Source organism: Nostoc cf. commune SO-36 (genome assembly GCF_023734775.1).
GTDB lineage: Bacteria > Cyanobacteriota > Cyanobacteriia > Cyanobacteriales > Nostocaceae > Nostoc > Nostoc commune_A.
Window position 1 is genome coordinate 159704 of the sequence record NZ_AP025734.1, and the last position, 26334, is coordinate 186037.

At 38.5% G+C, this 26334-nt stretch carries 26 protein-coding genes and 1 pseudogene; 11 read left to right on the plus strand and 16 right to left on the minus strand.

All coding sequences use genetic code 11. The features are described 5' to 3' along the window. Positions 1-11 precede the first annotated feature (11 nt). Complete coding sequence (locus tag ANSO36C_RS32855) at positions 12-914, plus strand: ThiF family adenylyltransferase (protein ID WP_251960801.1); 903 nt, start codon at positions 12-14, stop codon at positions 912-914. Positions 915-974: 60 nt separating this feature from the next. On the opposite strand, the gene ANSO36C_RS32860 is transcribed toward ANSO36C_RS32855, so the two are convergent. Both ANSO36C_RS32860 and ANSO36C_RS32865 read right to left on the minus strand, forming a co-directional pair. Next, positions 975-1700, minus strand: a complete 726-nt coding sequence (locus ANSO36C_RS32860; protein WP_251960944.1) for a response regulator — start codon at positions 1698-1700, stop codon at positions 975-977. Positions 1701-1786: 86 nt separating this feature from the next. Further along, on the minus strand, positions 1787-1993 hold the full coding sequence (locus ANSO36C_RS32865; protein ID WP_251960802.1) for a hypothetical protein: 207 nt from the start codon (positions 1991-1993) through the stop codon (positions 1787-1789). Positions 1994-2722: 729 nt separating this feature from the next. Here ANSO36C_RS32865 and ANSO36C_RS32870 point away from each other — a divergent pair. Beyond that, entirely contained in the window at positions 2723-3802 is a 1080-nt protein-coding gene (locus tag ANSO36C_RS32870) for a hybrid sensor histidine kinase/response regulator (protein ID WP_251960803.1), read from the plus strand. 254 nt (positions 3803-4056) lie between these two features. On the opposite strand, the gene ANSO36C_RS32875 is transcribed toward ANSO36C_RS32870, so the two are convergent. Then, positions 4057-5712, minus strand: a complete 1656-nt coding sequence (locus tag ANSO36C_RS32875) for an IS1634 family transposase (protein WP_251955401.1) — start codon at positions 5710-5712, stop codon at positions 4057-4059. A gap of 277 nt (positions 5713-5989) precedes the next feature. Between ANSO36C_RS32875 and ANSO36C_RS34645 the strand changes: the two are divergent. Further along, positions 5990-6136: pseudogene (locus tag ANSO36C_RS34645) on the plus strand (ATP-binding protein); the annotation flags it as partial. 131 nt (positions 6137-6267) lie between these two features. On the opposite strand, the gene ANSO36C_RS32880 reads toward ANSO36C_RS34645, so the two are convergent. Then, positions 6268-6594, minus strand: a complete 327-nt coding sequence (locus ANSO36C_RS32880; protein ID WP_251960804.1) for a hypothetical protein — start codon at positions 6592-6594, stop codon at positions 6268-6270. A 259-nt stretch (positions 6595-6853) separates the two neighbouring features. After that, complete coding sequence (locus tag ANSO36C_RS34070) at positions 6854-6979, minus strand: hypothetical protein (protein WP_267145384.1); 126 nt, start codon at positions 6977-6979, stop codon at positions 6854-6856. Positions 6980-7015: 36 nt separating this feature from the next. Between ANSO36C_RS34070 and ANSO36C_RS32885 the strand changes: the two genes are divergently transcribed. After that, positions 7016-8974, plus strand: a complete 1959-nt coding sequence (locus ANSO36C_RS32885; RefSeq protein WP_251960805.1) for a hypothetical protein — start codon at positions 7016-7018, stop codon at positions 8972-8974. Positions 8975-10888: 1914 nt separating this feature from the next. After that, positions 10889-11302: a hypothetical protein gene (locus ANSO36C_RS32890; protein WP_251960806.1), complete on the plus strand. Its 414-nt coding sequence runs from the start codon at positions 10889-10891 to the stop codon at positions 11300-11302. Between the two features lie 91 nt (positions 11303-11393). Here the strand turns inward: ANSO36C_RS32890 and ANSO36C_RS32895 are convergent, their stop codons facing one another. Then, the gene (locus ANSO36C_RS32895) at positions 11394-11675 is read right to left on the minus strand and encodes a hypothetical protein (RefSeq protein ID WP_251960807.1); all 282 of its coding nucleotides are present in this window, start codon (positions 11673-11675) and stop codon (positions 11394-11396) included. Between the two features lie 244 nt (positions 11676-11919). Between ANSO36C_RS32895 and ANSO36C_RS32900 the strand changes: the two genes are divergently transcribed. Continuing rightward, positions 11920-12324, plus strand: coding sequence for a hypothetical protein (locus ANSO36C_RS32900; RefSeq protein ID WP_251960808.1), 405 nt, complete (start codon positions 11920-11922; stop codon positions 12322-12324). 407 nt (positions 12325-12731) lie between these two features. Here ANSO36C_RS32900 and ANSO36C_RS32905 read toward each other — a convergent pair whose 3' ends face one another. The 7 genes from ANSO36C_RS32905 to ANSO36C_RS32935 all read right to left on the minus strand — a co-directional run bounded on the left by ANSO36C_RS32905 (position 12732) and on the right by ANSO36C_RS32935 (position 18568). After that, positions 12732-12962 (minus strand): hypothetical protein, encoded by a 231-nt coding sequence (locus tag ANSO36C_RS32905; protein WP_251960809.1) that lies wholly within the window; start codon positions 12960-12962, stop codon positions 12732-12734. Positions 12963-12968: 6 nt separating this feature from the next. Beyond that, positions 12969-13154: a hypothetical protein gene (locus ANSO36C_RS32910; protein WP_251960810.1), complete on the minus strand. Its 186-nt coding sequence runs from the start codon at positions 13152-13154 to the stop codon at positions 12969-12971. 31 nt (positions 13155-13185) lie between these two features. Then, entirely contained in the window at positions 13186-13890 is a 705-nt protein-coding gene (locus ANSO36C_RS32915; RefSeq protein WP_251960811.1) for a hypothetical protein, read from the minus strand. A 59-nt stretch (positions 13891-13949) separates the two neighbouring features. Then, positions 13950-14369 carry a GNAT family N-acetyltransferase gene (locus ANSO36C_RS32920; RefSeq protein ID WP_251960812.1) on the minus strand — a complete coding sequence of 140 codons (420 nt, stop codon included), beginning with the start codon at positions 14367-14369 and terminating at the stop codon, positions 13950-13952. Between the two features lie 329 nt (positions 14370-14698). Then, positions 14699-15604 carry a DUF6262 family protein gene (locus tag ANSO36C_RS32925; protein ID WP_251960813.1) on the minus strand — a complete coding sequence of 302 codons (906 nt, stop codon included), beginning with the start codon at positions 15602-15604 and terminating at the stop codon, positions 14699-14701. A gap of 367 nt (positions 15605-15971) precedes the next feature. Further along, positions 15972-17468 (minus strand): tyrosine-type recombinase/integrase, encoded by a 1497-nt coding sequence (locus ANSO36C_RS32930; RefSeq protein ID WP_251960814.1) that lies wholly within the window; start codon positions 17466-17468, stop codon positions 15972-15974. Next, positions 17465-18568 (minus strand): tyrosine-type recombinase/integrase, encoded by a 1104-nt coding sequence (locus ANSO36C_RS32935; RefSeq protein WP_251960815.1) that lies wholly within the window; start codon positions 18566-18568, stop codon positions 17465-17467. The genes ANSO36C_RS32930 and ANSO36C_RS32935 overlap by 4 nt, the downstream gene beginning before the upstream one ends. 295 nt (positions 18569-18863) lie before the next feature. Between ANSO36C_RS32935 and ANSO36C_RS32940 the strand changes: the two genes are divergently transcribed. Together ANSO36C_RS32940 and ANSO36C_RS32945 are read left to right on the plus strand one after the other, a co-directional pair. After that, positions 18864-19334: a hypothetical protein gene (locus ANSO36C_RS32940; protein ID WP_251960816.1), complete on the plus strand. Its 471-nt coding sequence runs from the start codon at positions 18864-18866 to the stop codon at positions 19332-19334. Beyond that, positions 19327-19521, plus strand: a complete 195-nt coding sequence (locus tag ANSO36C_RS32945; protein ID WP_199331162.1) for a hypothetical protein — start codon at positions 19327-19329, stop codon at positions 19519-19521. The genes ANSO36C_RS32940 and ANSO36C_RS32945 overlap by 8 nt, the downstream gene beginning before the upstream one ends. A 132-nt stretch (positions 19522-19653) precedes the next feature. Here ANSO36C_RS32945 and ANSO36C_RS32950 read toward each other — a convergent pair whose 3' ends face one another. After that, positions 19654-20532: a hypothetical protein gene (locus tag ANSO36C_RS32950; RefSeq protein WP_251960817.1), complete on the minus strand. Its 879-nt coding sequence runs from the start codon at positions 20530-20532 to the stop codon at positions 19654-19656. Positions 20533-20809: 277 nt separating this feature from the next. On the opposite strand from ANSO36C_RS32950, the gene ANSO36C_RS32955 reads away from it, so the two are divergent. Next, a complete protein-coding gene (locus ANSO36C_RS32955; protein ID WP_251960818.1) occupies positions 20810-22834 on the plus strand; it encodes a hypothetical protein in 2025 nt (674 codons plus the stop codon). 19 nt (positions 22835-22853) lie between these two features. Beyond that, positions 22854-23489 (plus strand): hypothetical protein, encoded by a 636-nt coding sequence (locus tag ANSO36C_RS32960; RefSeq protein ID WP_251960819.1) that lies wholly within the window; start codon positions 22854-22856, stop codon positions 23487-23489. A 60-nt stretch (positions 23490-23549) separates the two neighbouring features. Here ANSO36C_RS32960 and ANSO36C_RS32965 read toward each other — a convergent pair whose 3' ends face one another. Continuing rightward, positions 23550-23957, minus strand: a complete 408-nt coding sequence (locus ANSO36C_RS32965; RefSeq protein WP_251960820.1) for a four helix bundle protein — start codon at positions 23955-23957, stop codon at positions 23550-23552. A 141-nt stretch (positions 23958-24098) separates the two neighbouring features. Between ANSO36C_RS32965 and ANSO36C_RS32970 the strand changes: the two genes are divergently transcribed. After that, positions 24099-24275, plus strand: coding sequence for a hypothetical protein (locus tag ANSO36C_RS32970; protein WP_251960821.1), 177 nt, complete (start codon positions 24099-24101; stop codon positions 24273-24275). A 254-nt stretch (positions 24276-24529) separates the two neighbouring features. Here the strand turns inward: ANSO36C_RS32970 and ANSO36C_RS32975 are convergent, their stop codons facing one another. Then, positions 24530-26185, minus strand: a complete 1656-nt coding sequence (locus tag ANSO36C_RS32975; protein WP_251955401.1) for an IS1634 family transposase — start codon at positions 26183-26185, stop codon at positions 24530-24532. Between the last annotated feature and the right edge of the window lie 149 nt (positions 26186-26334).

Sequence of the window (26334 nt, forward strand, 5' to 3'; positions counted from 1 at the left end):
CAATTTGGCAAATGCCTTTCCCCTCACCGATACTTATATCAAATTTAACCAACCGTAATATGGAGCTAAATCTTGATTTGGCAAATGCTTCTCCTGTCGTGACTGTCAACTACTCGAAGATAGAACTGTGGCTAGTTGGGTGCGGTGGTACTGGTTCTTGGTTGGCTCCTTCTTTGATTCGGTTAGGCAGAGTTCTTTCTCAGCAAGGTAAACAGGTGAAACTTTACTTTGTTGATCCCGATCGCGTTGAGTCAGCTAACGTTTTCCGCCAGTGCTTCTGTGATGCAGAAATTGGACTCAACAAAGCCAAAACTCTGGCGCTGCGCTACTCCCTGGCTTGGAAGATGGAAGTTACAGCGATCGCTCAACCTTTTCATCCCGAATGGATTGTCCCCAGTTACAATACCCTGATTGTTGTCACTGCTTGCGTAGATAATGCCAAAGCCAGAGAGTCAATTGCCCAAGTACTTCAGCACAATACTGATCGCCCTGCCCCTCACATTTGGCATTTGGATTGCGGTAACTCCAAGCGTAGTGGTCAGGTACTATTAGGTTCTCATCTGTCTACTAACTCCAATGACTATGATTTCGAGGCTTTGGGCTGCTTTCGCTTACCTGCGCCAATCATACAGCAACCCGACCTACTGGTTCCACAACCAGAAGAGTTGGCAGACAACAACTTGTCCTGTGAACAAATGGCTTTGCTCAATAGCCAGTCCTTGAGCATTAACCAGCGTGTTGCTGCTGAGGCGTTTGATTATTTATTGCAATTGACGACGGGGAAACTACGACGATTTGCTACTTATTTCGACTTAGGGAGTGGTAGCGGAAAATCCCTGTATACAACGCAAGTCAGTATTATGCAGGCGATTCTCCTGGGTCACTCCTGTGCGACACCGAATAGCCCGTCGTAGACATGGCTCCCCTCTCAAGTTAACAACCAAGTACTGTACAGAAGCAGCTGTACAGTGACTTTAATTAAGCAAACCAGCCCGCAACGCTAATACAGCTGCTTGGGTGCGATCGCTTGCACAAAGCTTGTTCAAAACCCCACGTACATATACTTTTACACTTCCCAGGCTGAGATAGAGTTTCTGGGCAATCTCGTTATTGCTATAGCCTTGGACAATTAACTCCAAGACTTGCTGTTCCCGCTTTGTCAGTGGATCTGCTTCCAGAATGCTTGCTTGCTCTGGGTCAATTGCAGAGATCGTCACTGTCTGAGTAGTATTCGGTTTCGGTTTTACCACAGCCGCCGGAGATTGACGAGTATGCTTAAGAACAATACGAGCGATCGCTGGGTCAATCCACGACTGACCTTCATGAGTCATGTGCAGCGCTTCCAGCAACAACTCAAACTTAATTGTCTTCACACAATAAGAGTCTGCCCCAGCTGCAAACGCTGCCAATACCATCTGCTCTTTGGCAAAGGAAGTGAGCATCATTATTTTTGTCTGTGCTGGTGTTTCTGACACTAAAGATTCCCGAAACTGCTGCACCAGAGATATCCCGTCTCTATCCGGCAAGCCAATATCGATGATTGCTATGTCTGGTTTTGTACTTTGGAGCAGTTTCAACCCATCCGACGCTGTAGCTTCATCACCCACGACTTGAATACCTTCTTGCTCATTGAGAGAACTACGCATCCCAATCCGCGTTAAGCTGTGGTCTTCAATAATTGCTACTCGAATATCTCCCATCATTTACCTCATCAGCTTGGTAACTATACTTTTTTAACTGTCTAATATGGTTTCAAGGAAAGGATTACTCCATTGGACGAAAAATTTTAGCTATTCAGCCAAAATGTGGCTATTGAGATGCAAAGCGGCATTTCAATGTCAGTAGACCAAAAAGTTTTCCAGAAGCCTTGCCAGTCCTTGATTTCCGCTTGGGAATGCCAGGAGCCGAAATCAGCTTGTAATCTACGTTTCAAGAACTTTTGTTCTGGGTGGACTTTTTGGCGATCGCAACTGGTTATGATTGCCAGTCCCAAAACCGACGGCTGAAACCCCCATTATTTCGTCAACTGGCAAAAGTTTTCGATCTACTGAATGTTATTAAACTTCATCCAGGTTGAAACCAGTAGTTTTTACAGTATTGGCTGAAAAGTTCATATACCAAGGGCTACATATCTCAACTAGCTGTTGAAAAAGCTCCAGTGTTCAAAATGGACATGGTTTAATCTGAAAATTCTCTGAAAAAATCTTCCCAAAGTATAAAAAAATATAAAAGCACTGAAGTTAAACTGAAACCAATACAGTTTATTCTGACTTGTGTCCACATCACACCTAGAGGAGGATGTAACTTATTTCTAAGCGAGAACCCTGGCTCTTATACATAACATAGCCAGATTATAGCGGTTCCCGATCTGGTGAGGTACGTTTTTAAAGCTGCTTATTTTGCTAGGAAAGATTTAGGTGTACCTCAGTTGCTTAGGAAACGCTATAACAATAGCCCTCAATCATAAAGTTGTGACCTGTAGAGATGGGAGACTATAACCAGTTTCTTAATTACCAATTACGTAGCTTACTTCTCACAGGAGGCGAGTATTAGGAATTAATAATTATGTTGACCAATGCCCTGAGTTTTAGAAAAATCTGATGAATGTTCATCGCCGCGTAGTGGTTAGCATGGCGCTTGAAAATACACTTTTGACAACGAAATTTAGCTTTATTACTCTTTTTCTGTACTCAAAAGGAATTAAGTTTATCAAAGGCATTTTATGAACACTTTATCTTGGAATATAACTTCAGAAGAAAGAAACAAAAGAATTCTGCTGGTGGATGACTCAGCTGACAGCCTCCGCTTGCTGCAAATCACTTTGAAGCTGAAGGGATACAACGTCACCATCGCCGACAGTGGTGCTGAAGCATTAGTACAAATTGCCGAATCTCCTCCCGATTTGGTACTCCTAGATGTGGTGATGCCGGATATGGATGGCTACGAAGTTACCCGGCAAATTAAGCACAACTCAAACTTACCTTTTATCCCAATTTTGCTGGTGACAGGTTCTGAAAAATCAAGTGTCGTCAAAGGTTTAGATGCAGGTGCAGATGAATTTATTCGCAAGCCGGTAGATAAGAAGGAATTACTGGCTAGGGTGCGGGCTTTGCTGAGACTGAAACACAGTATGGACCAACAACTGTTCTTCATTCAGCGACGGGAAGATTTTGTGACCCGCCTCACTCACGACCTGCGAACTCCGTTAATAGCTGCTGACCAATTCCTGAAGTTGCTGCAAAGAGGTGTTTTTGGCAATACCTTATCAGCAATGCGTGAATCTTTAGAACAAATGGCTCAGAGTAACCAAACTTTGTTGTCAATGGTCGATACCTTGTTAGAAGTTTACCAGTATGAAGCTGGAGGCAAAACTTTGGATTTCTTTGTGGTTGACCTGTGGGAATTATGTCAGCAAGTAGTGCAAGAACTAATGCCTTTGGCTGATGTTAAACAGTTAACTCTCAAAGCTGTCTTGACAAAGGGTACTGAAGCTTCTTTAGTTAGGGTTAGAGGCGATCGCCTGGAACTACGCCGACTTCTCACTAACTTAGTTGGTAACGCCATTCGCTTCAGTGATGCTGGGTCAGTAGAAGTTCGCCTCAATTCCACTGTTCAAGGGGTAACGATTGAAGTAGAGGATACAGGTATTGGCATGAATCCAGAAGAACAATTACTTTTATTTGATCGCTTTCGACAGGGCAAGCATCAACGTCGGGGGAACGGTTTAGGATTATATCCCACATTCCGCACCCCCAGTGTCACTATCGGTTATTACGGAGGTAAATTCATGAAAAAAGAATAAAAAAATACATTTATCTATAAAAAAACAAATTTTAGATAGGAAAGTTGATTCAGATGTATTCTCAATAAGAAGCAATAAATAATGAGGGTGGTTTCTAGAACAATAAATAATATAATTTTATGTTTCAACGATTAAGACTTTATCATAACTTATATTTCTCCAGAAATAAACTTAAAAACAGCATTAGAAATTAAGCTCATTAATTTTATTAATGAGTCAAATGATATGATTAAAGTATTAATAATATTGATAAATCAACTTATATATCTGTAGTAATTACGGCAAGCTTCGGGGAGGAATAAGAGAATGTACTTCATCTCAGATGTCAAATTATAAAAGTCTGTTTTTTGTTGAAAAGTAACAAGATGAACTGATTGAAAACATTGAAATATCCACCGCATAGTTGGATTGTTGATGGCTTTGCCCAATTGATTTTTTACAGTATAGTTTAAGGATTTTAAAGCTGCTCTAATTTCTCTTTGTGCTAGAGTATAGACTAGCAGACATAACCCCATTATCATTGCCAATGCTTCTATTCTTTCTGGGCTTTTCAGAAAAATACTATCTGCTAAAAATAAAGGATTTTTGAGAAAACTAAATCCTCTCTCACATGATTGTTGTGCTTTATATTCGGACAGCATTTTCTCACTACTCAGTTCAGTTTCTGACAAAACATTTGTCGCAATTATAAACCTTCCTGCACTTAATATTTCTTGGTCAATAACATCTTTATTTTCACTAACAGTTGCTAAGATTTGATAGTATTTTGATTGATTTTCTTCTTTGACGTTAGGATCTTTTTCGATAACTTCGATATTTTCTACTTGATGATATTTAAATTCTTTACTTATTTTGGTTAATTCCTTTCTAGCATCAGCAGCACAAGCAAATTTTTCTTGCGATAGGTTTTTTAACTTAGTTTGAGTATTAGTCAAAGCTTTTTCTATTTTCTTTGATAATTTCTTTAAGTCAGATTTTTTTCTATCTTGGCTTTGTACGATTAACCATCTTTGTTCTATATCTCCATAAGTTATTTTCTTTTCGGCATAAGAATATCCTACTTTTTCACTTTTAACAAATTCCGATTCTGCTAAACTCATCACTAAGTTTTTTGCTGATTTTATCGTCAAGGGTACTCTGGTTAACCATTTGAGACTCGACATTAACTTGATATTTGATTCTGTATATAATGCGCTATCTGCTACTATTAAACTATCAACTTGTATTCTTTTCTGATATTCAACTGCTATTTCTCCAAACTTTTTAGAATCAACTTCATTCCCTGATACTGCTTTTATATATATTGGTATATCTCCATCTCCTGAACATACTAATTGTGTAATAAATTGTTTTAAATCTGGACGATGATCTCTTGAATAACCGTAGGTCAGCTTTATCGCTTGAGGTGATTGACTCTCTTTATTTTCTTTTTCTAATGAACCTGATTCTTTTTGATTTTCAAATATCACTGATGGTAAACTATTTTCATATTCTCCATCTACATGAAATGATGTTGAATCCAAGTGTGATGATGAGAGTGATATCTGATATATTTCTACTGCATTTAAACTGACGGCTAAAAATACTGTATCTAGTCCTTTTATAAATAATTTATCTAATACTCTCCCCAATTTATCATCATTGAGATATTCTGCTTTTACTCCTACACCAATTAAATGTTCACAAGCAATTAATTCAAAGAATTTTGGAAACATATATAACGGCTGTGACATCATACTTAAGCCGTTTAAAATCATCGCCTTTACTACCTGACCTGCACTAACTTTTTCTCCTGGCTCTGACCCTAGTAAATTATTAATTATTTCTACAATCCCAATTGAATCTACTATTCCTGCTACTATCCCTAAATGGTCAATCTTCTTCAATTCAAGGTCTTTGGTACTAAACATGGCAACAGAAACTCCATCAAAGTATCTGTTGAAATTTTCTCATTTTTCTGTTGATTCAAACCGGTTTTTTGTCTTTTTATAGTCAATGATTTTGAACCAAGTTTTCCATCAAAATAACCTAAGAACCAAAATTTTGTACAAAGTCCAAGTTTTTTGACTATATATCTAAGTTAATAGTAATAATTCCTATTTAGAGCCAATAAATTCTAGTCAATTCTCCCACTAATTAGTTCCTATGTACTAAATACATCCGTTTCCTTGGGGTGTCACAGTTGTGGGTGCGGAATGTGGGTTATATTTGTCCCGTCAAATTGTTGAAGCCCATCAGGGAAATATTTCTGTTTCATCGACTGTTGGGAAAGGCAGTATCTTCAAAGTTTATTTGCCTGTGCAAACAGCTTATTCAAAAATGTTATCAGCATAAAAAATTTGGGAAATCGAACTCAGGTAGGATTTGTACTGAAATAACTTACTTAGTTTATCAAAAAACTGATAATCAAAACTTTCAGCTATTCAAAAAAGTAACTTATTAATGCGTGCCTCTGAAGTGAAGTTTTACCAAGATTCATCTGGTTCAGGTGGACGCCAACCACGAGTAGTTGAACTTACATTACCTAGTCGATCAATTGCCCCAGGATCGCTATTGAGAAATTCATCTAAATCTTCATATCCACTTGGATAATAATAACCTGATGTAGGTTTGATAGGAATTTTCTTAATTATTATGCTTTCACCAGGTTTGAGATGAGCATATTCGGGGTAATGCTCATCTTGTGATATATCATCAGAAGGAGTGATCAACTCATCTCCTGGCGAATCTGGGTCATCGTCATAAAGCATTACTAATAAACCATCTTCTAGTCGTTGAATTCTTTTATTCATAAAATCTAGTGGGAGCTTCAAAATGGTGTAACTTGAGCAATACAGTGGAAAAAGGATAATACGATTAAAGGTGCTGTTCAGGTATTTAACTTTCTCGGAAGCCTGCTAGAGAGTCAGTCAAGTATTCGTGCTTGACGAAATACAGCTTTTGTAGTAGATCAATTTTTTAGAGAATTGGACAAAATACAAGCAAGTTAGTTGGGTGACTGAAACAGCGATCGCTTTGAATTCAGATTGTGTCTATATTGTCAACTATTATTTATTGACGGCTATCTAGCAGAGCTAATACCGTATAAAATACCGTTTGCGATGAAATCAGTAAATTATCCACTTGGATGATTTTATCTGGGGTGATTCCGTGCCAAGGTGAATAGAACAGTCTCATTGCTTGCTAGATAAGCTGTCTAATAAATTATTGGTAATGGATTTAACCACTAGAGTCTTAGAAGGTTCTGGTCTGAGTATACCTATCTTTGATGGGTCGTATAACAATGGTAAGGGGAGATATTTATCTGAACCAGAAATCATTAAAAATTCTCTGCTCGAACAGATGTTTGAAGCAGAAGATTTACAATCTCTACTACTGGTTAAAATTGACAGTAAAAATCCAGATGCGAACCATTTAAGACAAAGAACCTTTAGTGATGGAATCCGACGCAAGTTAGCTTTCAGTTCTGGCAATACTTATTACTTTGCTGATGATTCACTACATAAAAAAATTAGACGCTTATTCGCTACAGAACCCGATACTGCTTGTCGCTATGGTTCTTTATTAGTTAGCAATTGCTATAAAGGCTCAGAAACTTTTACAGGGCTGCGAGTCAAAATTGTGGACTTTGAAGATCCACAGTATGCTCATTATAAAACAGGAGACTGTCACGGCAAGATTTCGCCCCAACTTGCCAAACAATTGGGAGGAGAACCCAATTGTCCATTCCAATTTCGGTTCGCCTGGAGGAGTAATTGGGCTGAACCAGATAATTCCCAGTGCCCAAAAACCAGCTTCTTGTCCAAAGGTACTTTCCTACCTGATGCGACTTTAACCGATGCCGAAAGCTACGACATTATTATGGATCGTTCCTCAATTAAAGGCATTAAAAAGTCAGAACTCAAAAACTTAATTCCCTGTGGTGACTATGAGTTTCCCCAAGCGGTAATCGGTAATCGAGGTAACGCCAAAGCCACCAGCTACGATAATAGTTGGCAGTTTACCATTTGGTACTCAGAAGAAGCAGTCAAACAAGATTTGAGCAAACCCACCGAAGAAAAAGCTAGAGAACTGGCCCAGTTGCAGCGCAATCCCTTGGTGTTGGCAAAATACATCATCCAACAATATGATAAACAACAGCGATCGCAGCAAGAGCAATCTGAAGAAGCTTTTGACGAAATTGAGGGTAATGCTAACAATAAAGCACAGGAATCTCGCTGGATTTCCCTACTCCGCAACGATAAATATGGTCAATTGATTGAAACCCCCAAATTCTGCAAGTTTGCTACCGATTACATAGCAAATCAATGGCGTGACCTAGCAATTAAGGGTGGATACAACCATAATTCGGGTATGGCAATGCCATGCGATCGCCTAACTCGTGGCACAATCTGTGTACCCCATCTCCCAGAAGGAGATGTCATTCTCACCCGTTACCCCATTGTCAACTCAGACAACATCCGTCTCTACAGTAACATCCACGACCCAGAATTGAAGAAAACTCGCAACGTAGTTTGGATTCACCCCAAGGATGCCGAGGAATATCACCAAGCCGATTTTGATGGCGACCAATTAATGGTCAGCCCTGCTAGTAAACTGCCTAATATTGCTCAAGAAACTCTCCGCGCAGGTGAACCGGGACGATTTGAGCCAGTTAAACAACGCCCTAAGCTGGCGTATACGGAAATTACAGATGAAGAAGGCAACTTAAAATACAAAAATTTAGCAGAGATTGCTGCTGCTAGCAGTCAAAATAAAGTAGGGCTGGTAGCAACAAACATTGGGCGTGTACAGTCATCAATGCCCCAAGATGGTGAGAATGTAGAGCGATTTGTCAGACGACAAAGGAAGCTACTAAACCGCCTATTTCAGGCACTTCAGGTTGAGGTAGATTCGCCCAAAAGTGCAGAAAGATTGGAAGATATCAAGGAAATAGGTGGAGAAAATTTACTCGCAGATGCCAAAAAATGGTCAGAGTCTCACCCCAGTTACTTTTTGACTTTAAGAAAGATGAACGGCTTTATCGCTCCTTTGCCATGCCTGCGGATGCTCCCGGCTCAATCAACGTCATTGCAAGAGTTGTTGTCAATCCTGTATGGGAACCAACACGCATTCGCAGCAGAGATAGACACGAGTTTCGCTACCTGTTTCCCAAAGAGACGCTATCTGTAGATGCCTTGGAATGGGCGGAGGAACTGAAAACAAGGTTTCAGCAAGCTAGAGACGAAATTAAGGAACGGGTGGGAGATGATAGGGAAGCCTTTAATGAGGAACTAGGAAAGCTATACGAAAGCTATCGGGCGGAAATTGATGAATTATTCCCCAGTCCAGAAGAGAGGTTTGTAAATCCTGCGGACAGGCTCAATCAATGCGTAGCGTCTCCCAGAGAAGGCGCGGCGGCACTGTGGCACACACAACACACCCGTCCAGAACTAGATCGGCATCGCAAAGACTGTTTAAAGCTGGCAGAACAGATGGAAATTACGTTTTCGTTTCAGCACGATTATGAACTGCCCAGCGTTGCATTACCACAGGATATTTATGTTTTGAGTGTTCCTTTCGGTGCAGGTGCTATTAAATGGAAAGAGTCTTTAGAACAAAAGGGAATTAAATTTGATGCCACTATTCATCCTCAATTACCTCTGATTGAATTTGCTTTGAAAGACTTATCCCCCAAAGTAGTTGATAAATTAGCTGCTAAATTTGGTGAAAACATTAACGATTTAGATGAACTTAATATCCCCAAGGATTTAAGAATTATTCCTCCCGCAGATCATAGTTGGGCAACATCACGTCAGGATTCAGGTGTTGGTGCTTTGGCATATAACCTGTTTACAGAGGAAGTATGTCAGCAGCTTCAGGATTTTCAGTTTGATGAAATTAAAGTGTTGGGTATTAAATACAATCACTTTGCTAATGAAAACTTTGCTAGTAAGCAATGGAAAAAGCGCAGTGTTACTTTGGAAGTGGGAGTTTTTGAGTTACCTGAATCACACCCAGAGCATTATCGTTACAACGGTACACCGATATTACAGATTGATGGCAAGAATTTAGGCACTTTTGCTCCTGACAGTCCGAAACTGCCGATTGGTGCTACATTCGCAGCTACTTTGCAACCAGATGGCTCTAGTATTATCCTCAAGGTTAATTCTGAGTCAATCAGTCTGCCAGAAGTTTCATTACCGGAATCAGAACCAAAGTTAGATACTGCTGGACAATTCCGAGCCATTCACCGTGAACTCTGGCGTAAAGAAATGTTTGATAATTTGGTAGGAGCGATCGCTACTACCTACGAACAGCGACAAGCCAATCAATCTGCAAGTAATGAAATTGAGCAGTTTAACATTGGTAGTCATTGGACTGCTTATGTGCAACCCAGTGGTGATTTTATTGTGCGGAATGAAGCTAAACGGACAATTTGTAGAGGCAATCTCCAGACGGGTGAGGAGATATTTCCACTTTCAGAAGAACGTGCCAGGGAGCTAGAAGCGATGATTTTAGAGAGGGAACAATTACTTCACAAAAAACATGAGTTATCACACAATGGAAACCATATTAGCAGTCATAATATTGAGTTGAACTAAAGTGGTAAAGGAGATTATTTAAATGTGCCAAATAGCATAGGCACTTTTATAAATTTACAATTACCTAGTACTTACGCACTGTACAAAATGACTATCATGTGTGTCCAAGAAAAACCTTTGTTTCAGGCTATTGGTTACTAGCTTTAGATCGCTAGTGATCGCTGGCTAATGGTGAAAAAATCAAACTAAAATGCCTGAAAATACATACCCATATTTAATTGCTTCTGTCAATGCGTAAGTCCTATTACCTTTGAAACCGCAATAATAATTTTTTTTAATAATTATTGATTATAGAGTAGCTTTTATTTGATACAGTAAAGATATTTTTAAATGGAAGTAAAGCCCATAAAACTGGTGTATCAAATAAAGTATATGTTGCAAATATGGCTCAGGTATGGCGTTGCTCAAGACAAAACCTTAGTCTCAATTGAAGATGTTAAGCATGGGAAAACTCAGTTAAGGTGTCCCTAATGTGGTCGTGAGTTGACAGCAAAAAAGAGCTATGAATTTATCAAACTTATCATTAGAATTGGAGTTAGCTGTTTGCGCGATTGCAGCGCAAGCCTATGCACATACTAGATACAAGCTGATTGTTAAAATATCTGAGGATTTTATTACCATAGAATTTCAAGGATATTTTACTGAACAATTTAATCCCAAAAATCGCCCTGATCCAAATCCTAATAGCAATTTATACCGAAATACGAGAGTAGATTTTTCTCTTAATTACTTTAAAGATGAACTAATTCTTGGAGGGTGGTGGCGTGGAGCAATATTATCCTTATATTATTCTCAAAATCAGCATTTTTGGCTGAATGAAGATGGGGATGAGATTGCCAGACCCTATCCAGATGGGGATAAATTTGAATCTATTGCTGCAAAAATTTACCCACTTTTAAAGCAGCATTTTAATTAGGTTTTATTTAGATTTCTGCAATAGTTCAGCCAGTAAAAATCAATTAAAATCCTTATTGATGCTTTAGTTTGATTGAGAAAAAATCTGCCTTTCAAATACAAATTAATTCCCCAATCAAATTCGCCGCTCGCTCTCCATATTTTTGCTTAACAGCACTATTATATGGCAATTTAGCTTCGCTCAAAAAGTCGCGGATAAATAGAGATAAGTTAAATCCTCTCTTCGAGTCAACGTATTCTACTAGTTCAATATTAAATAATACTTTGAATTCGTCTTCTCTTTGTTTGAGCGCTGAATATTTAGTTAAGTTGTTTGAAGAGAAGATTGGGCTGACTGCCTCATTAAACAGTTTTTCCATTAAGCGATCGCTCATATTTTCCTCTATACTTTTGTGCTAAGTTTTACTTCAATGGAACTTCAAGTTGTGTAACACATTAGACATCTCCAAAATAGTATATTTTGTGGTAAAAGAACATAATAATAAGTTTTCTGACACCCAAACATGAGTGACATACCGAATTACATTGAGGAGAATCCTAAAGAAATAAAGCGGTTAATTGGTATAGAGTATGAACACAGTGTCTTCTTGGTAACGTCTAACAAAATGAGTGATAATCATGATTGATCTACTGTCTAAGGATTTAAAGCATTCGGAAAAATATAAAGGCTGCATTATTGATGTGTGGCGTGATGATAGGCGTGGCTGCTACTTGGCTGAATTATATGCCCCAGTACGCAACAGAATGTTGATGCAACAAAGGCAAGCCTTCTCAGATATTCAATCGCCTGTAGCTTATATGAAGGAACAGATCGATAAATACTATTCGCAAGGTTGGTATAAAGGCTGCATTATTGACGTGTGGTTTGATCTACGCCTTGGCTGCTACTTGGCTGAATTATATGTACCCGTGCAGTCAGAAATGGTGCTACAAGAAAGCCTACCATTCTCAGATATTCAATCGGCTCTAGCCTCCATGAGGGAACAGATCGATAAATATTACTTGAATGAGGTCAGACAGTAGTTCAATAGCATCAGTCAGGTTTGGGCGCATTCACATCAGGTATTGAGCGCGATATTGTGCCACTGCTGGCAGTAAAACTCTATTCCAGCCTGAGTAATAATTAGCTTGGTTGAGTGCTTACCGTCTTTGTTCCAGTAGCCAACTTCCTTTACTAATCCGTTGTCGGTTCCGTAATAATCTCGCAGTCAACACCCTAGTCCACTGCCAACTAAACCCAGCGTAATCCCCAAAGTTTAAGCCACTGTCTGCTCGTGGTGGGATGAAGGGGAAATAATACCGCGTCCTTATCCTCATCGAGATAAGCTTCTCTGCGTTCGCTAAAGAAATATATCCTTTGTTAATAAAGATGATCTGAATTTTGATATCAGTGCTAAAGGGTAGCCAGAGCCGATTATACCTGCAATCGCTTAAATTTTTAGCAGCACTTTAGTGACAACGCCATGAATATCAGCGCAGCCATCTTCTAGGGGGAGCAGCAAGGGAGCTTCGTAGATATGAATACTCGCTACAATTTCTTGCCCTAGTAAATCTTCATAGCCATAAGCCTCGTAATAGCATCCATGAGATGCTAAAGCCAGATAAGCTTTTTTGTTTGGCCTGTCTAGCCGAATAACTATCCCTGTCTGTTCGCATTCCATAATATGTCATTCCAAATTAATAAATAAAGACAACTGATTCTTAATTATTTGAATATCATTAAATAAATCTTTCTTTAAAGATTTTAACAGAGAAAGAGAGCCGATAACATAATCATCAATGTCATTGGTACTCAAAACAGAACTTTCATCCAACTCATCTTTTAAGTCTTCTAACAAATCAATAGTTTTCATGTCTCCCCCTCAGATTAACAAGTATTTTTCTTTAGTAATTAGATGCTGGAGAGTCAGGTAATGCCAAAAATATAATACTTTGATAAAAAACCATTTTTATCGCCCACCCTTTATCTTTAAATTTATGTATTTGATAGTAAAAAATATCAGGATGTCCTCCTTTATTTTCTAGCCCTAATTCATTAAATGCTTGACTAGCACGAACTAAATAATCATGCTCTGGGTTTAAAGATAAATCAGGCATTAAGAACTTTGGACTTTTAATAATGCACTCTCCCTGCCACTTATCTTTATAGTTTGATTCGTAATAATAAAGAGCATAAGCAATAGATTTAATCACTTTATCAATGCGTTCTCGTTCATAAGCAATAGCTAAAGTTTTGCCTGGAATTAACAAGTCTCCATGCATATAAGGCACTACCACTGGTGTAGACCTAGAAAAAATTAACTTTCCTAGTGATGCATTTTGCCTTGCTAAAACGTCTATCCACTTAGACATCAGCAAAGAAAAAGCTAAATCGCTGTTGTCAGCGTGCAGAATAATTGACACGGCTGTATATTCATCATCTTTGGAACGCCCAGTATTATGTTTTTCACAGGATGGAACTGTAATTAAATTTTTTCGATAATCAGGGCTACCAGAAGGTAAATCTTTCTTTTTCGGGAAAAAACACTTAGGTGGAGTGTGTTCTTTAGTAGTTGCAATTTCATTACAATAATAACATTTATGTTTCATAAAACTTAGTAATAATCAAAAAAACGTTGGTTGGGTGGTACATCTGAATATTCTGACCATTATTCAAACAATTTAGGTCTTTTAACCATCGCTCCACCTTCCCTTACAAATCCATACTTTGCGTACCAATTTGTTAATTCTTCTTGGTTTAACCAAACACCGCCCGCGCCACCTGGATCTGCAAAAAGAGATACTGGTAAATTTAATTTTTCACCATTTTTAAGAATTTTACGAAGCAAATATGAACCCAAACCCTTAGCTTTATCTTGGTCAAAGATAACCTGTAATTCATGCACCCATAAGCTTGTTTGTCCGCTTACATTTTCAATACTTGTAAAAGCAAATGCGATACTTTTTTGATTTTCATTTCTTAGCTTCCATCGTCTATATAAAGAATAATTTATTTCAACTTCGCCCTTATAGTCTTTTTCCTCTACTGTTTTGAGTGTGTACAGCAGATTGATCTGTAAATTTCGCACAAACCGCCTAATCTTTGTACTCAACCTTGTCATCCATAGTAATTTTAGAAGGTAGGGCAAGACAACGCTTTTATTACCTCCAAGGCAGGATTGCGCTGGATTATATTGATTACCCTTGGTATTACAGCAGTCCACATTAATAGCTAGTTTAGATCATCCTCAATAGTACTATAGTACTATTAAAATTTCTTTAGCTGACCTAATCTAAATCCCTACCTTAATAGTAGGGTTGATTTTGGCGTTGACAGGTAATTTTGATAGCAATCCTTTATGTCGTTTATAACGTCTACAACGTTTATATATAGAAACTTTTACGTTGTTTACGTTTTCTACAACGTTTCAAGTGGATACTGGGATAACATCTCTGAAAAAGGTATCCACTTTTCATCGTTAGAGTAGATCATGATGCCGTCTTTAGTAGTTTGACTAGCTTGAACCAATTTATGCAGCTTGGCTTTTGGATACCATTCAGTAAATAAGTCTAGCTCTGATTTGATTTGTATTTTACCGTTGGGTTTCCAACCTTGTTCAATAGCAGTTTTTAGCCAACCTCCTGGCTTATCAACACCACCATCAGAAATCGCTTCTTTTAACGCCTCTATTGCATCTAAAACAGTTTCTTCTGAGAATGCTTTAATTGTTTTAGTTAAAGTTGAATTAGATTGAATACCTAAAAACTCAAGTTGTTGTTTAACTTGGTCACTAATATTTGAACGTCCTGCCCTTTTCTTTTCTAGTAACGCTACTTTAGAATTCTCTACGGGTACTGCTGTAAATTGCTGTACTTGTTGACGGCATTCCTGGAATTGTTGTTTTAACTCTGCATTTTCAGCCTTAAGCCTTTGGGCTAAATCATCAGCACCTTGTAGATGATAAACCCTACCAGCTAACCCTTCATTAATTCTGCGTAGCCCATCTATTTCTGCTCGTAACTTCTTGTTCTCTTCCCTGAACGTGGAAATCACTACTGATTTGGAATTATCTGATGCTATTGGAGGTTGTTTAGATTTAGGTTTTTGCTTTTGCTGGTCACGCAGAGTTTCAATTCTATTTCTCAAATCTTCCTGTTTATACAAGTAAGCAGTCGAGACATTAGCAGATTGAGCTACGGATTTAAAACTAATTATTTGACCTTGTTTTATCATCCTCTCAAGTGCTTTTTCTACTCGCTCTGCTGATTTTTTAGCCTTCTGTGCTGCTGCGTCTTGTAATGCTTCAATCTTTCTGTTTGTCATTATCCACCTCAAAAACTTTAATTAGCTTTAGAGAATTCACTCCTTTCTAAGTAAGTCGGTGAAAAAAATTCAATGTATATGAAGAAATATAAATTAGCTGTAGGGTGTGTTATGCCTTATAGCAACGCACCTGAGATTGTTGACGATGGGGCGCTTGGCGACAACACACCCTACATTAAAATTCTTTAACATAGCTGGAAATATTAGCACCGACTTACTTAGTCTCGGTTTTGGAATATGTAAATACTCAAACTTATGTACAAAACAGTAAGCAACTGATTATTTTATTAGTATTGGCTCTATACCAGAGTAAGAAAACTCGATTATGCTATTTCATTGTCTGCTTCCAAGGTTTTTATGACTTTCTCTAAATTCTCTTTAATAGGCGTGTTCTTATGGACTTGTAACTCCCAACCACAACTGTGAGCTTTTTTAAAACGTTGTTAGTGCGCTCTAAAGTGGATTTTAAAATAGGTAGAAAGTTTTTATTTGTTCTCCAGTGTGGGCAGTTGTAGCAACCATCGAAACCAGGAATATCACAATTACCTAGTATCTTGGGTCTAGCGCAATAGCCATGTTCTAAAGCTCTGGCTTGTACGTTCTTCTTGAACCATTCCAGGTCATCATTGCTAGACAGTATCGTTTCCTCTAGTTTAGCAGTTTCTCCCTTGAAATTAACTACCCTTGATTTATGGTATTTCTCAACCTCTTTGCTGAGAGTTTCATCAAAAATATGAGCATATACCATCGTCATTTCTGGCGATTCATGCCCTAAAAAACGCTGGATAATATGCTGAGGAACACCAGCATTAATCATACGAGTACCAACCGTATGCCGGAATTGATGAGATTGAAAATTCCAAATTTTACCCGAACTATCCTTGACATTAAACTTTTGAGCTAATCTCTTAATATAGTTAATAAAGGAAGTACTTGTCATGAGTTTAGGCTCTGGTATAAAGTCATCACTTTTCCCTGTTGCCCTTCCACAAAATAAGTAAGTAAACCCATTTCCTAATTCTTCTTTTATATAAGCCTGTTGTTCTTGTATGACTTTAGCTAACTCATTACTAATAGGCTTGGTATGTTCCTTATTCATCTTATACATTTGATATTGAATATACCATCCTCCTTTTCCATTAGACTTTAAACAATCAAACTTTAGTCTTGTTAATTCCCCTATCCTAAAACCGCATTCTATATCAACTAGAACCATTCTCATTACAGACTTAGGTAAATACTCTAAATGTTGATTAAGCTGCGTCATAACCCCTTCTGGGATGAATCGAGGAAGTCTTTTTGACTCTTTTGGCCAGTCTTCAAGTCTAATCAGAGCAGGTTCGACTTGAAACCAGTTGTTAACAACCCCTGTCTCAAAGAATGTTTTGAGTATAGATATACAATGTATATGATGGAAATATGAATAATTATTTCCTCTCAAATAGGACAAGTAATTTATTATTAATTCTCTGCTAATACCGGGAAATTCTTGACTATAACTTATTGCTGTCAAAAAATCTGAAAAAACGTTTATGTAAGCTACTTTTACGATTAAAGTAGAAAAAGCAAGTCTGGTATTAGACAAATAGAGAATAAACTTTTTAAAGTAATATTTAAGCCAAGGTTGTTGTATATAGGAGAAATTAATTTTATTATGGGCATGAATTCCTTTTTCATAACCTAAATGCTCAGTTGTCCAAACATCATGGTCAAACTCAAATTCTTTAGGAGCGATAAGAATATGTGGTCTTTTTGCTCCAAATGTTTCTTTAGGTCTGTTCTCTACAGTAGGTTTAGTCTGCTCTAATACTTGCATTTCTAGAGAAGGATATATTAGGTCTTTGGCTATCTCTTCTATTTTCATTTTGATGACTCCTGTTGTGCTAAATATTTTTTGTACTCTTCAATCATGTCTTGATCATCAAGATGAATATAGGTGTTAACCGTTGTCTGAATATCAGAGTGACCTAATCGCTTTTGTACATAAGACATATCCCATCCTGCACGAATTAATTCTGTTGCATGAGTATGCCTTAATAAATGAGGGTTTACCTTAATTCCTATTTTTTGAGATAACCTTCTAAACAAACTATCAACAGTTTTGTATCCCAAAGGTGTACCAATTTCTCCTTGAGCAGGAGCTTTGATAACTACAAAGATAAAGTCACAATCAATTTCTTCTGGGTACTCATCACAGAGGTAGGCTGAGTACCATTGCATTAATTCTTTGCTAACATGAACTGTTCGCTCTACTCCAGCCTTGGCTCTAACTAGGTTAAAATTATCTAATCTTGGTACAACATGAATCTCCGACGTTTTCCCTGTTACCATATCTTCATGTCTTAGTCCTAGTACCTCACCTATTCGTAGACCTGTTTCATATAGCAACCTAATTAAAAACTTGTCGCGTAATGTGTTACAAGCTTCAACCAAGGTGTTAACTTGTTTAGGTGTTAAGCATCCAGGGAATGTCTTTGGTTCTTTTATCTTTAATAGTCGCGTCTTAACCTCTTTACCTTTGCTAAGGTGGTGTAAAAAAGGCTTATATTTACGCCCTGGCTGTAATTGATAGCGATAAGCATCTACCCCCTCTGTTGCTCCTATACGCTCTTGGAACTCATAGAACCCACAAACAGTTGTTAGGCAGTGATTGATAGTTTTTTCGCAGCGTTTGGAAACAATAGGCTGAGTAGATAAAACGCTCTTCGACGGGTTTCTCAGCCAGTGGATAAAGTTTGATAGCTGTGACAAGCTAATTTCTTGCCAATCTAGCTTTGAATCTCGCAAAAATTCCCAAAATAGTTTCAGGTTGTAAGCATAGGTCTGAATCGTGTTTGGACTCCGCCCGACGCTGTCAAGGTAATGTAAGTACTTTTGGATTGGCGAAACCGGTAAATAATCGTCATCCAGCACTATCCAAACCGGACGGTTGGAGTTTGGGAGGATACCTTTTTGGACTTTCATCCTCACATAACCTCAATCTCTTTGATTACATTGTAATCGTATGCTACACAAGAGCGGAAACGTAAAAACAGCGTAGTGATAAAACTTAATATCAGCTACGCTGTTGTTGTTGTTGTTATTTAAAATTTAATAAGACATAAAAAACTGATATCACCCTAAAAGCCATCTGTAATTAGCTGACTCTTGTTTTGGGGTAGATGTTGCAGTGTCATGTCATGGGACAAAACACCCTAACCCCCACAGATGGATGCAGTTTGTTCTATTATTGGGTAGACAAGTCTAGTCAAGTCTAGTCATGAGCCGACCACAATTAAACATCAAGTTTGATGGAGAGGGAGAGAAAGAACTACTTGAGGCTGTAAAGGCACGAGCGCAGTTGGAGCGTATTTCTCTTAAAGAATTTGTTTTGGATGCTTTGAAAAATCGCCTGAGAGTTCCTCTATCTACCCAAAGCAGCCCAGTTCTTACCAAGGGAGAACTGGGCGAGTTGAAACGACGTATAGATGATAATCAGATAGGCTTGATGGGGGAAATTAGGAAGGACAGAGATCAGATTGCAACTCTTGCAGCAGCGATCGCTCTGATTGAATCGCGTCTAGATGTTCTTGACCCTCCTACTCGGGCAGTAAGTGAAGATAGTCCGGCTAGACAGTATAGACATGGATGGGAAGAAGACTGTGAACCAGGAAACAGAGCTTGGGACACCTGGGGAAGTGATGCTATTGAGTTCTTAGATACAGTCAGATGGGGTGATGCTGATGGGTGAAATTAATGATTTGCGATTTACTGCTACACCAGAGGACTTGGCCAGATGGGAGTGGTTTTTTAAGGAAATGGAGAAACGCGGACTGATAACCATTTTTGAAAAATCTAACCAGTATGCAAATCGTGGCGACTCGAAGCTAAAGCGGCAATATTTCAAAGTCAAATTAAATGTAGACAATTCTGAGTAATACTTATGTAGGCGTAGCCCACACTTCTCTACGAGAGGCTGCGCCAACGACAAAGACATCGCTTTTCTTGGTATGTGCCTTTCCATATTGTTCTAGTAAGCTTTACTAGAACAATATGGGTTGGGTTTATGTTTATTCCTTGCTCTCATCGTCGAAACTCCATAGCAGCACTTCAATTTCTCGCTGCAATGCCTCAATACGCCTACGGGTTGCTAGCCCTTGTATTGCTACGTTGTATGCCAAGGTGTCAGGCTTTCCTAGGTGCATGGTTTTAACCTTGCCGCTTTTCTGGTAGTCCTTGCCCTGGCTTAACCAGAACGCTTTTTGCTTGTCGTTCATCTTTGTCGGGAACACTGGGTAATGACTCCACAATTTCCAGTATTCATAGCATCCGTAGAGTTTTTTCACTTTGTAAGTGCTGAGGTAGCAACCAGCTGGGGGTACAAATCCACTGCTCTCTAGTTCTCGTACCTCAGCCCGCAGCTGGTCAAGTCGTTGGCGGCGCTCCTGAGACTTGACCTTTCTAAATTCTTCTGCCTTATTTCTAATCTCATTTCGGTAAGCAGTAGCAATATTTTCAGGCGCAGGCGTGGGCATCACAGCATCTCTGTACATAGCCCAAATTTCCAAGTTCACCTTTTGGAAATCATGCCACCCGTCGATAGTTAAATCTTGAATCAGCTGTAGTTTGTAGCGCCAGTCATTAAGTGTTGGTTCCCAATACTCAATCATGGCTTGTTTTATACCTTCCAAGTCTTCAGGCTCATCTACCAACAACCACGCGATCCGAACATCGGACATCGCCGCGAGATGACTATATTGACTATTGGCAATCCACTTTTGATTTAGATTGAGTGTGGAATCTATATACAGTATTTTGTTGTCTGCCCCTATGCAGAAGTAGACTGCTGGCACTGCTGGAAGTGTTGCCCGATTTCCTAATGAGACAGATGGTAGTGAGAAAGGATCAATCCCACCTGGGGGTGGTAATGGTTGTATTGTACTGTTCATCTCACAGTTGGTAGTAGGCCAAATTATTCTAGTAAACTTTACTAGAACATTATAGGCAGAAACTCCTTAATGCAATTGTTGCTTGCCTAGCTTAAGTTTCTATTTTTAATAAGAAAGTAAGTAGCTATAACATGAAACACTTGATGGTTTAATGGTTTATTTTTTGCTAACTGTCAACATTAGCCAACTGGACAACCTATAAATCGCCATTTGGTCTAGCTGTTTCCAGATCAAGCCTTGTTAGATTAACTGCTAAGGCAATCAGCTTTGAGTACCTATGGCTACCAAAACACTGACCAAACCTAAGCAAAGACAAAATTCTCAAAATCGCTCATGGGAAAACCTGACAGATCGCCGCAAACTGCGCCATATCGAAAACACACTCTCTAAAGCGATCGCATCCTCAATTCAGGATGATTCTATCCAGTCCCACGAAGACTTTAAAGCCTATGTAGAAAATTACAGCCAGGAATCAGGTAAAGCCCCCATCACAGTAGAACTCTGTGTAGGAGGTGGAGATGATGACGAGATTAAAGGCTATCGCTTTTACCTCACCAACGATCCCGATCACAGAACTAGTGGCAAGTACCTGATTAAAAACCTAGAAGGAATTACCAACAAAGATGAAAACTACTTCACCCCTTCTAACATTGCTGAAATTTGCGGTTTTGCTGAAACAGAACTTGACGATCTCGATGATGAATTAGAAGATGATCTGCTCGATTTAGATGAACAAAATGAAGAAATAGATGATATAAATGACGAACTAGACGACCTATCAAATGACGATTTCAACACTAAACTTGACGACCTAGATGACTTAGATGAAGAAAACGAGCCATCTGTTAGTCGTGTTAGCGCAGCCCACACTAAAACTCAAGTCAAAACTTCAACTAAAACCCAAAGTAAGTCTCAACCCAAGGCACAAGCTAAAACTCAAGATAAAACTAACACCAATAAAACTGCTGCCAAAAACTCCAAATCCAGAGAGCCTCTAGATGAAACTTCGCGTTTAAGTGCCACAGCTGCCACCAATGGACGAGAAGTAAATGGGGTGAATTTAGCAGGACTAGCTGGACAATTGGGAACTCTGGGAATTGCGGTGGGACAAGGTGTTTTGGAACAGCTAGCAGCCGAAGCTGATGAAAAGCGGCTTGAACGAATTCTCAAAGAACTGCAACGGCAAAATGACCGTGTAGATAACATAGCCAGTCGCTTGCAAGAAGCAAAGCCGGACTCACCAGAGTCTCAAAACTCTCAAGATTCCCAAACTACATCTGAAGAATCAACCGCAGACAATCCACTGGCTGTAGCTGCTACCAAAATCGGCTCTAAAGTAGACAATATTGGTTCCAAGCTAGACCCTAAATACCAATCTCAACCATTTGAATTAGATAAAGATTCCAGCGTCAGCGAACAGCTTGACCAAATTGAAGCCTACCTGAAAGTTCTCTCCAAGCGACTTGACCGTTTAGAAATGGTAATTAGCCGATTGGAAAAACAGATGGCAGCACCACAAAATAATTCTACTGCTGTCGAGTCAGAAACTGATGCAGATATTGTCCAACCTAACTCTGTTAACCAACCACCAGCAGATGTTGACATTTTAGAACATCTCACGAAACGCCAAGCACAGCAACAACAAGCTGCCTGTGCTGATGCTTTAGTGGGGTTTGCCAAAGTAGCTGGTGAGTTATTTGACCAATCTCCCCAAGCAGGTATCGCCATTTCCAGTAACAAAACCTTATGGGTAGAAGCAGAAGACAAGCAGGTAGCGATCGCCTTAGAAAAGACCCAAGGTGAAACACTCTTTGCTGCTACTCGCACTCAGGGACAGTGGGCGATCGCTGAAGATAATCTCAGCCCTGATGAAAAGACTGGCATCTGCAAACTGCCACAGTCGAAAGAGGAATACGCTCTCAAAGCCAGCACCCAAGCATTAATTCAAAAATTTCAAGAACAACTACCTAACCGATTTAACAGCGACGATGAACCGACATTCACCTGGACTGAAAAGGGCAAAGTCAAGTACGAGTTTGAAGTAGTAAAACTGCCCAATGATACACGGCTACTTCAAGGATTTAACCCTAATCGTAACGATGAACAAGTGCTTGATGCCGTTTTAGTACCAGGGCAGCCCCCGGAGGTTTTGCAGTGCAGCATCCCCCTGCGTGAGATAGAAACGCTACTGGATAATCAGCAATCAACTCCTTCTACCCAAGCCCAGACTGATAAAGATACTGCAAGGCAACGCCAGAAACAAACTCAAAGAAAAGCCAGCAAACCAGAAATGCAAGTTTAATTCTACCGAGAAGAGAAAAATGAACAACACAAAATCTCACATTTCTCAGTTAAAACTTTTGTCATCTCGTAAATTTTCAACCAACTTGAGAAACCTGAAAATCAACCGCACTGACTTACTTTTTATTTTACTATGTCTGGCGATTGGAATTTATTTGTTAGCTACCAAACCCATATTCGTCACTATTTTGGGATGTGCCACCATTGTTTTCTTGAGTATTGGGTACGTAATTCGGACAGTACCAATTCTAGAAAAGTATTTAGGTAGAAAAATTCGCTTTTGGCATATTGTTGCCGCCATTATAACTGTTACCGCTTTACTCGATACCTTTACAACTCCAGCCCAAGCTATTTTCTTAAGCGGGTTGGAAAGCTTCTTCAATAATCTAGCTCAACAAAGTTCCCAAGCAGGAGGCGGTTCTACTAGCACTTTGGATGCCAACGTTGTTGGTTTGACATTCAACCTAATCCGAGGTGCATTCTTGCTGCTGGTTGCTTCTGCTTCTCTATTTGCCTATAACCAAGCACAGCAAGGTAACGACTGGCGACCAATTGTGACTCAAGTCGGTCTAGCGTTCTCCATCGTAATTGCCATTGATGTCATCACTTTTATATTTGTCGGTAATGGCACAGGAACAACATCAGCCATCAGGTAAACCCTCACTGGGAGCAGGGGATGCAGGGGGAGCAGGGGATGCAGGGGACGCAGGGGGGGATTAGTGATTTCTCAACCAAGGTGATGGATTATTAATCATATTCACCAGACCAGATAAAACTTGGTTGTAATTTGCATAAATTTCTCGTCCTACTTCTACATTCATGTAGTTGCATTTGACAGCAAATTCAATCCAGGTTTGAGTTTCGGCAGCTTCTGCCTGTCTACGACACGCTGCGCGAACACAATCATTTAATTTAGCGATAAAAGCTGCTTCATAACGCCGTTTTCTCCATGCTTCTGCCATATTGGCACACACAGAACGCCATGATCTACGAATTTGAAAAGTTTTGGAATATCTCTCCTCGACAGGGAACTTCTTTGATAACTCAAAAATTTTCATTGCTGCTTCAAAGGCAATTTTATAAATTCCCAAATCTTTATGATCTTTGATTGCTTCTTTATTCATTGTTTTGCCTCCCCTGCTCCCGAAGCCTCAAGAGCCTCCCCTGCTCTCTTCACCATAATCTCACTTTTCGCGTTGCTCCCCCCTTACTTGTCACTTCTTGCTTGACTGACTACTAATGCAGCATCAGAGAATTACACAAATATGGCACAAGACAATCAAGAATTCATCAAAGTCAACCGGATTCTGGGTAAACAAGCCAGCATTGGGCCAATTCCGGCTGAACAGCTAGTTCCTTGGATTGCCATCATTGTACCCACATTCCGCACCCCCAGTGTCACTATCGGTTATTACGGAGGTAAATTCATGAAAAAAGAATAAAAAAATACATTTATCTATAAAAAAACAAATTTTAGATAGGAAAGTTGATTCAGATGTATTCTCAATAAGAAGCAATAAATAATGAGGGTGGTTTCTAGAACAATAAATAATATAATTTTATGTTTCAACGATTAAGACTTTATCATAACTTATATTTCTCCAGAAATAAACTTAAAAACAGCATTAGAAATTAAGCTCATTAATTTTATTAATGAGTCAAATGATATGATTAAAGTATTAATAATATTGATAAATCAACTTATATATCTGTAGTAATTACGGCAAGCTTCGGGGAGGAATAAGAGAATGTACTTCATCTCAGATGTCAAATTATAAAAGTCTGTTTTTTGTTGAAAAGTAACAAGATGAACTGATTGAAAACATTGAAATATCCACCGCATAGTTGGATTGTTGATGGCTTTGCCCAATTGATTTTTTACAGTATAGTTTAAGGATTTTAAAGCTGCTCTAATTTCTCTTTGTGCTAGAGTATAGACTAGCAGACATAACCCCATTATCATTGCCAATGCTTCTATTCTTTCTGGGCTTTTCAGAAAAATACTATCTGCTAAAAATAAAGGATTTTTGAGAAAACTAAATCCTCTCTCACATGATTGTTGTGCTTTATATTCGGACAGCATTTTCTCACTACTCAGTTCAGTTTCTGACAAAACATTTGTCGCAATTATAAACCTTCCTGCACTTAATATTTCTTGGTCAATAACATCTTTATTTTCACTAACAGTTGCTAAGATTTGATAGTATTTTGATTGATTTTCTTCTTTGACGTTAGGATCTTTTTCGATAACTTCGATATTTTCTACTTGATGATATTTAAATTCTTTACTTATTTTGGTTAATTCCTTTCTAGCATCAGCAGCACAAGCAAATTTTTCTTGCGATAGGTTTTTTAACTTAGTTTGAGTATTAGTCAAAGCTTTTTCTATTTTCTTTGATAATTTCTTTAAGTCAGATTTTTTTCTATCTTGGCTTTGTACGATTAACCATCTTTGTTCTATATCTCCATAAGTTATTTTCTTTTCGGCATAAGAATATCCTACTTTTTCACTTTTAACAAATTCCGATTCTGCTAAACTCATCACTAAGTTTTTTGCTGATTTTATCGTCAAGGGTACTCTGGTTAACCATTTGAGACTCGACATTAACTTGATATTTGATTCTGTATATAATGCGCTATCTGCTACTATTAAACTATCAACTTGTATTCTTTTCTGATATTCAACTGCTATTTCTCCAAACTTTTTAGAATCAACTTCATTCCCTGATACTGCTTTTATATATATTGGTATATCTCCATCTCCTGAACATACTAATTGTGTAATAAATTGTTTTAAATCTGGACGATGATCTCTTGAATAACCGTAGGTCAGCTTTATCGCTTGAGGTGATTGACTCTCTTTATTTTCTTTTTCTAATGAACCTGATTCTTTTTGATTTTCAAATATCACTGATGGTAAACTATTTTCATATTCTCCATCTACATGAAATGATGTTGAATCCAAGTGTGATGATGAGAGTGATATCTGATATATTTCTACTGCATTTAAACTGACGGCTAAAAATACTGTATCTAGTCCTTTTATAAATAATTTATCTAATACTCTCCCCAATTTATCATCATTGAGATATTCTGCTTTTACTCCTACACCAATTAAATGTTCACAAGCAATTAATTCAAAGAATTTTGGAAACATATATAACGGCTGTGACATCATACTTAAGCCGTTTAAAATCATCGCCTTTACTACCTGACCTGCACTAACTTTTTCTCCTGGCTCTGACCCTAGTAAATTATTAATTATTTCTACAATCCCAATTGAATCTACTATTCCTGCTACTATCCCTAAATGGTCAATCTTCTTCAATTCAAGGTCTTTGGTACTAAACATGGCAACAGAAACTCCATCAAAGTATCTGTTGAAATTTTCTCATTTTTCTGTTGATTCAAACCGGTTTTTTGTCTTTTTATAGTCAATGATTTTGAACCAAGTTTTCCATCAAAATAACCTAAGAACCAAAATTTTGTACAAAGTCCAAG

Coding starts and splice junctions, on each gene's coding strand:
- ANSO36C_RS32855 (WP_251960801.1), top strand. CDS start 12: ATGCCTTTCCCCTCACCGATACTTATATCAAATTTAACCAACCGTAAT.
- ANSO36C_RS32950 (WP_251960817.1), bottom strand. CDS start 20,532: ATGAACAGTACAATACAACCATTACCACCCCCAGGTGGGATTGATCCT.
- ANSO36C_RS32925 (WP_251960813.1), bottom strand. CDS start 15,604: ATGACAAACAGAAAGATTGAAGCATTACAAGACGCAGCAGCACAGAAG.
- ANSO36C_RS32895 (WP_251960807.1), bottom strand. CDS start 11,675: ATGAGCGATCGCTTAATGGAAAAACTGTTTAATGAGGCAGTCAGCCCA.
- ANSO36C_RS32970 (WP_251960821.1), top strand. CDS start 24,099: ATGGCACAAGACAATCAAGAATTCATCAAAGTCAACCGGATTCTGGGT.
- ANSO36C_RS32900 (WP_251960808.1), top strand. CDS start 11,920: ATGATTGATCTACTGTCTAAGGATTTAAAGCATTCGGAAAAATATAAA.
- ANSO36C_RS32880 (WP_251960804.1), bottom strand. CDS start 6,594: ATGAATAAAAGAATTCAACGACTAGAAGATGGTTTATTAGTAATGCTT.
- ANSO36C_RS32965 (WP_251960820.1), bottom strand. CDS start 23,957: ATGAATAAAGAAGCAATCAAAGATCATAAAGATTTGGGAATTTATAAA.
- ANSO36C_RS32875 (WP_251955401.1), bottom strand. CDS start 5,712: ATGTTTAGTACCAAAGACCTTGAATTGAAGAAGATTGACCATTTAGGG.
- ANSO36C_RS32890 (WP_251960806.1), top strand. CDS start 10,889: ATGAATTTATCAAACTTATCATTAGAATTGGAGTTAGCTGTTTGCGCG.
- ANSO36C_RS32860 (WP_251960944.1), bottom strand. CDS start 1,700: ATGGGAGATATTCGAGTAGCAATTATTGAAGACCACAGCTTAACGCGG.
- ANSO36C_RS32870 (WP_251960803.1), top strand. CDS start 2,723: ATGAACACTTTATCTTGGAATATAACTTCAGAAGAAAGAAACAAAAGA.
- ANSO36C_RS32885 (WP_251960805.1), top strand. CDS start 7,016: ATGGATTTAACCACTAGAGTCTTAGAAGGTTCTGGTCTGAGTATACCT.
- ANSO36C_RS32915 (WP_251960811.1), bottom strand. CDS start 13,890: ATGAAACATAAATGTTATTATTGTAATGAAATTGCAACTACTAAAGAA.
- ANSO36C_RS32945 (WP_199331162.1), top strand. CDS start 19,327: ATGGGTGAAATTAATGATTTGCGATTTACTGCTACACCAGAGGACTTG.
- ANSO36C_RS32960 (WP_251960819.1), top strand. CDS start 22,854: ATGAACAACACAAAATCTCACATTTCTCAGTTAAAACTTTTGTCATCT.
- ANSO36C_RS32930 (WP_251960814.1), bottom strand. CDS start 17,468: ATGAAAATAGAAGAGATAGCCAAAGACCTAATATATCCTTCTCTAGAA.
- ANSO36C_RS32935 (WP_251960815.1), bottom strand. CDS start 18,568: ATGAAAGTCCAAAAAGGTATCCTCCCAAACTCCAACCGTCCGGTTTGG.
- ANSO36C_RS34070 (WP_267145384.1), bottom strand. CDS start 6,979: ATGAGACTGTTCTATTCACCTTGGCACGGAATCACCCCAGATAAAATC.
- ANSO36C_RS32955 (WP_251960818.1), top strand. CDS start 20,810: ATGGCTACCAAAACACTGACCAAACCTAAGCAAAGACAAAATTCTCAA.
- ANSO36C_RS32975 (WP_251955401.1), bottom strand. CDS start 26,185: ATGTTTAGTACCAAAGACCTTGAATTGAAGAAGATTGACCATTTAGGG.
- ANSO36C_RS32905 (WP_251960809.1), bottom strand. CDS start 12,962: ATGGAATGCGAACAGACAGGGATAGTTATTCGGCTAGACAGGCCAAAC.
- ANSO36C_RS32910 (WP_251960810.1), bottom strand. CDS start 13,154: ATGAAAACTATTGATTTGTTAGAAGACTTAAAAGATGAGTTGGATGAA.
- ANSO36C_RS32940 (WP_251960816.1), top strand. CDS start 18,864: ATGAGCCGACCACAATTAAACATCAAGTTTGATGGAGAGGGAGAGAAA.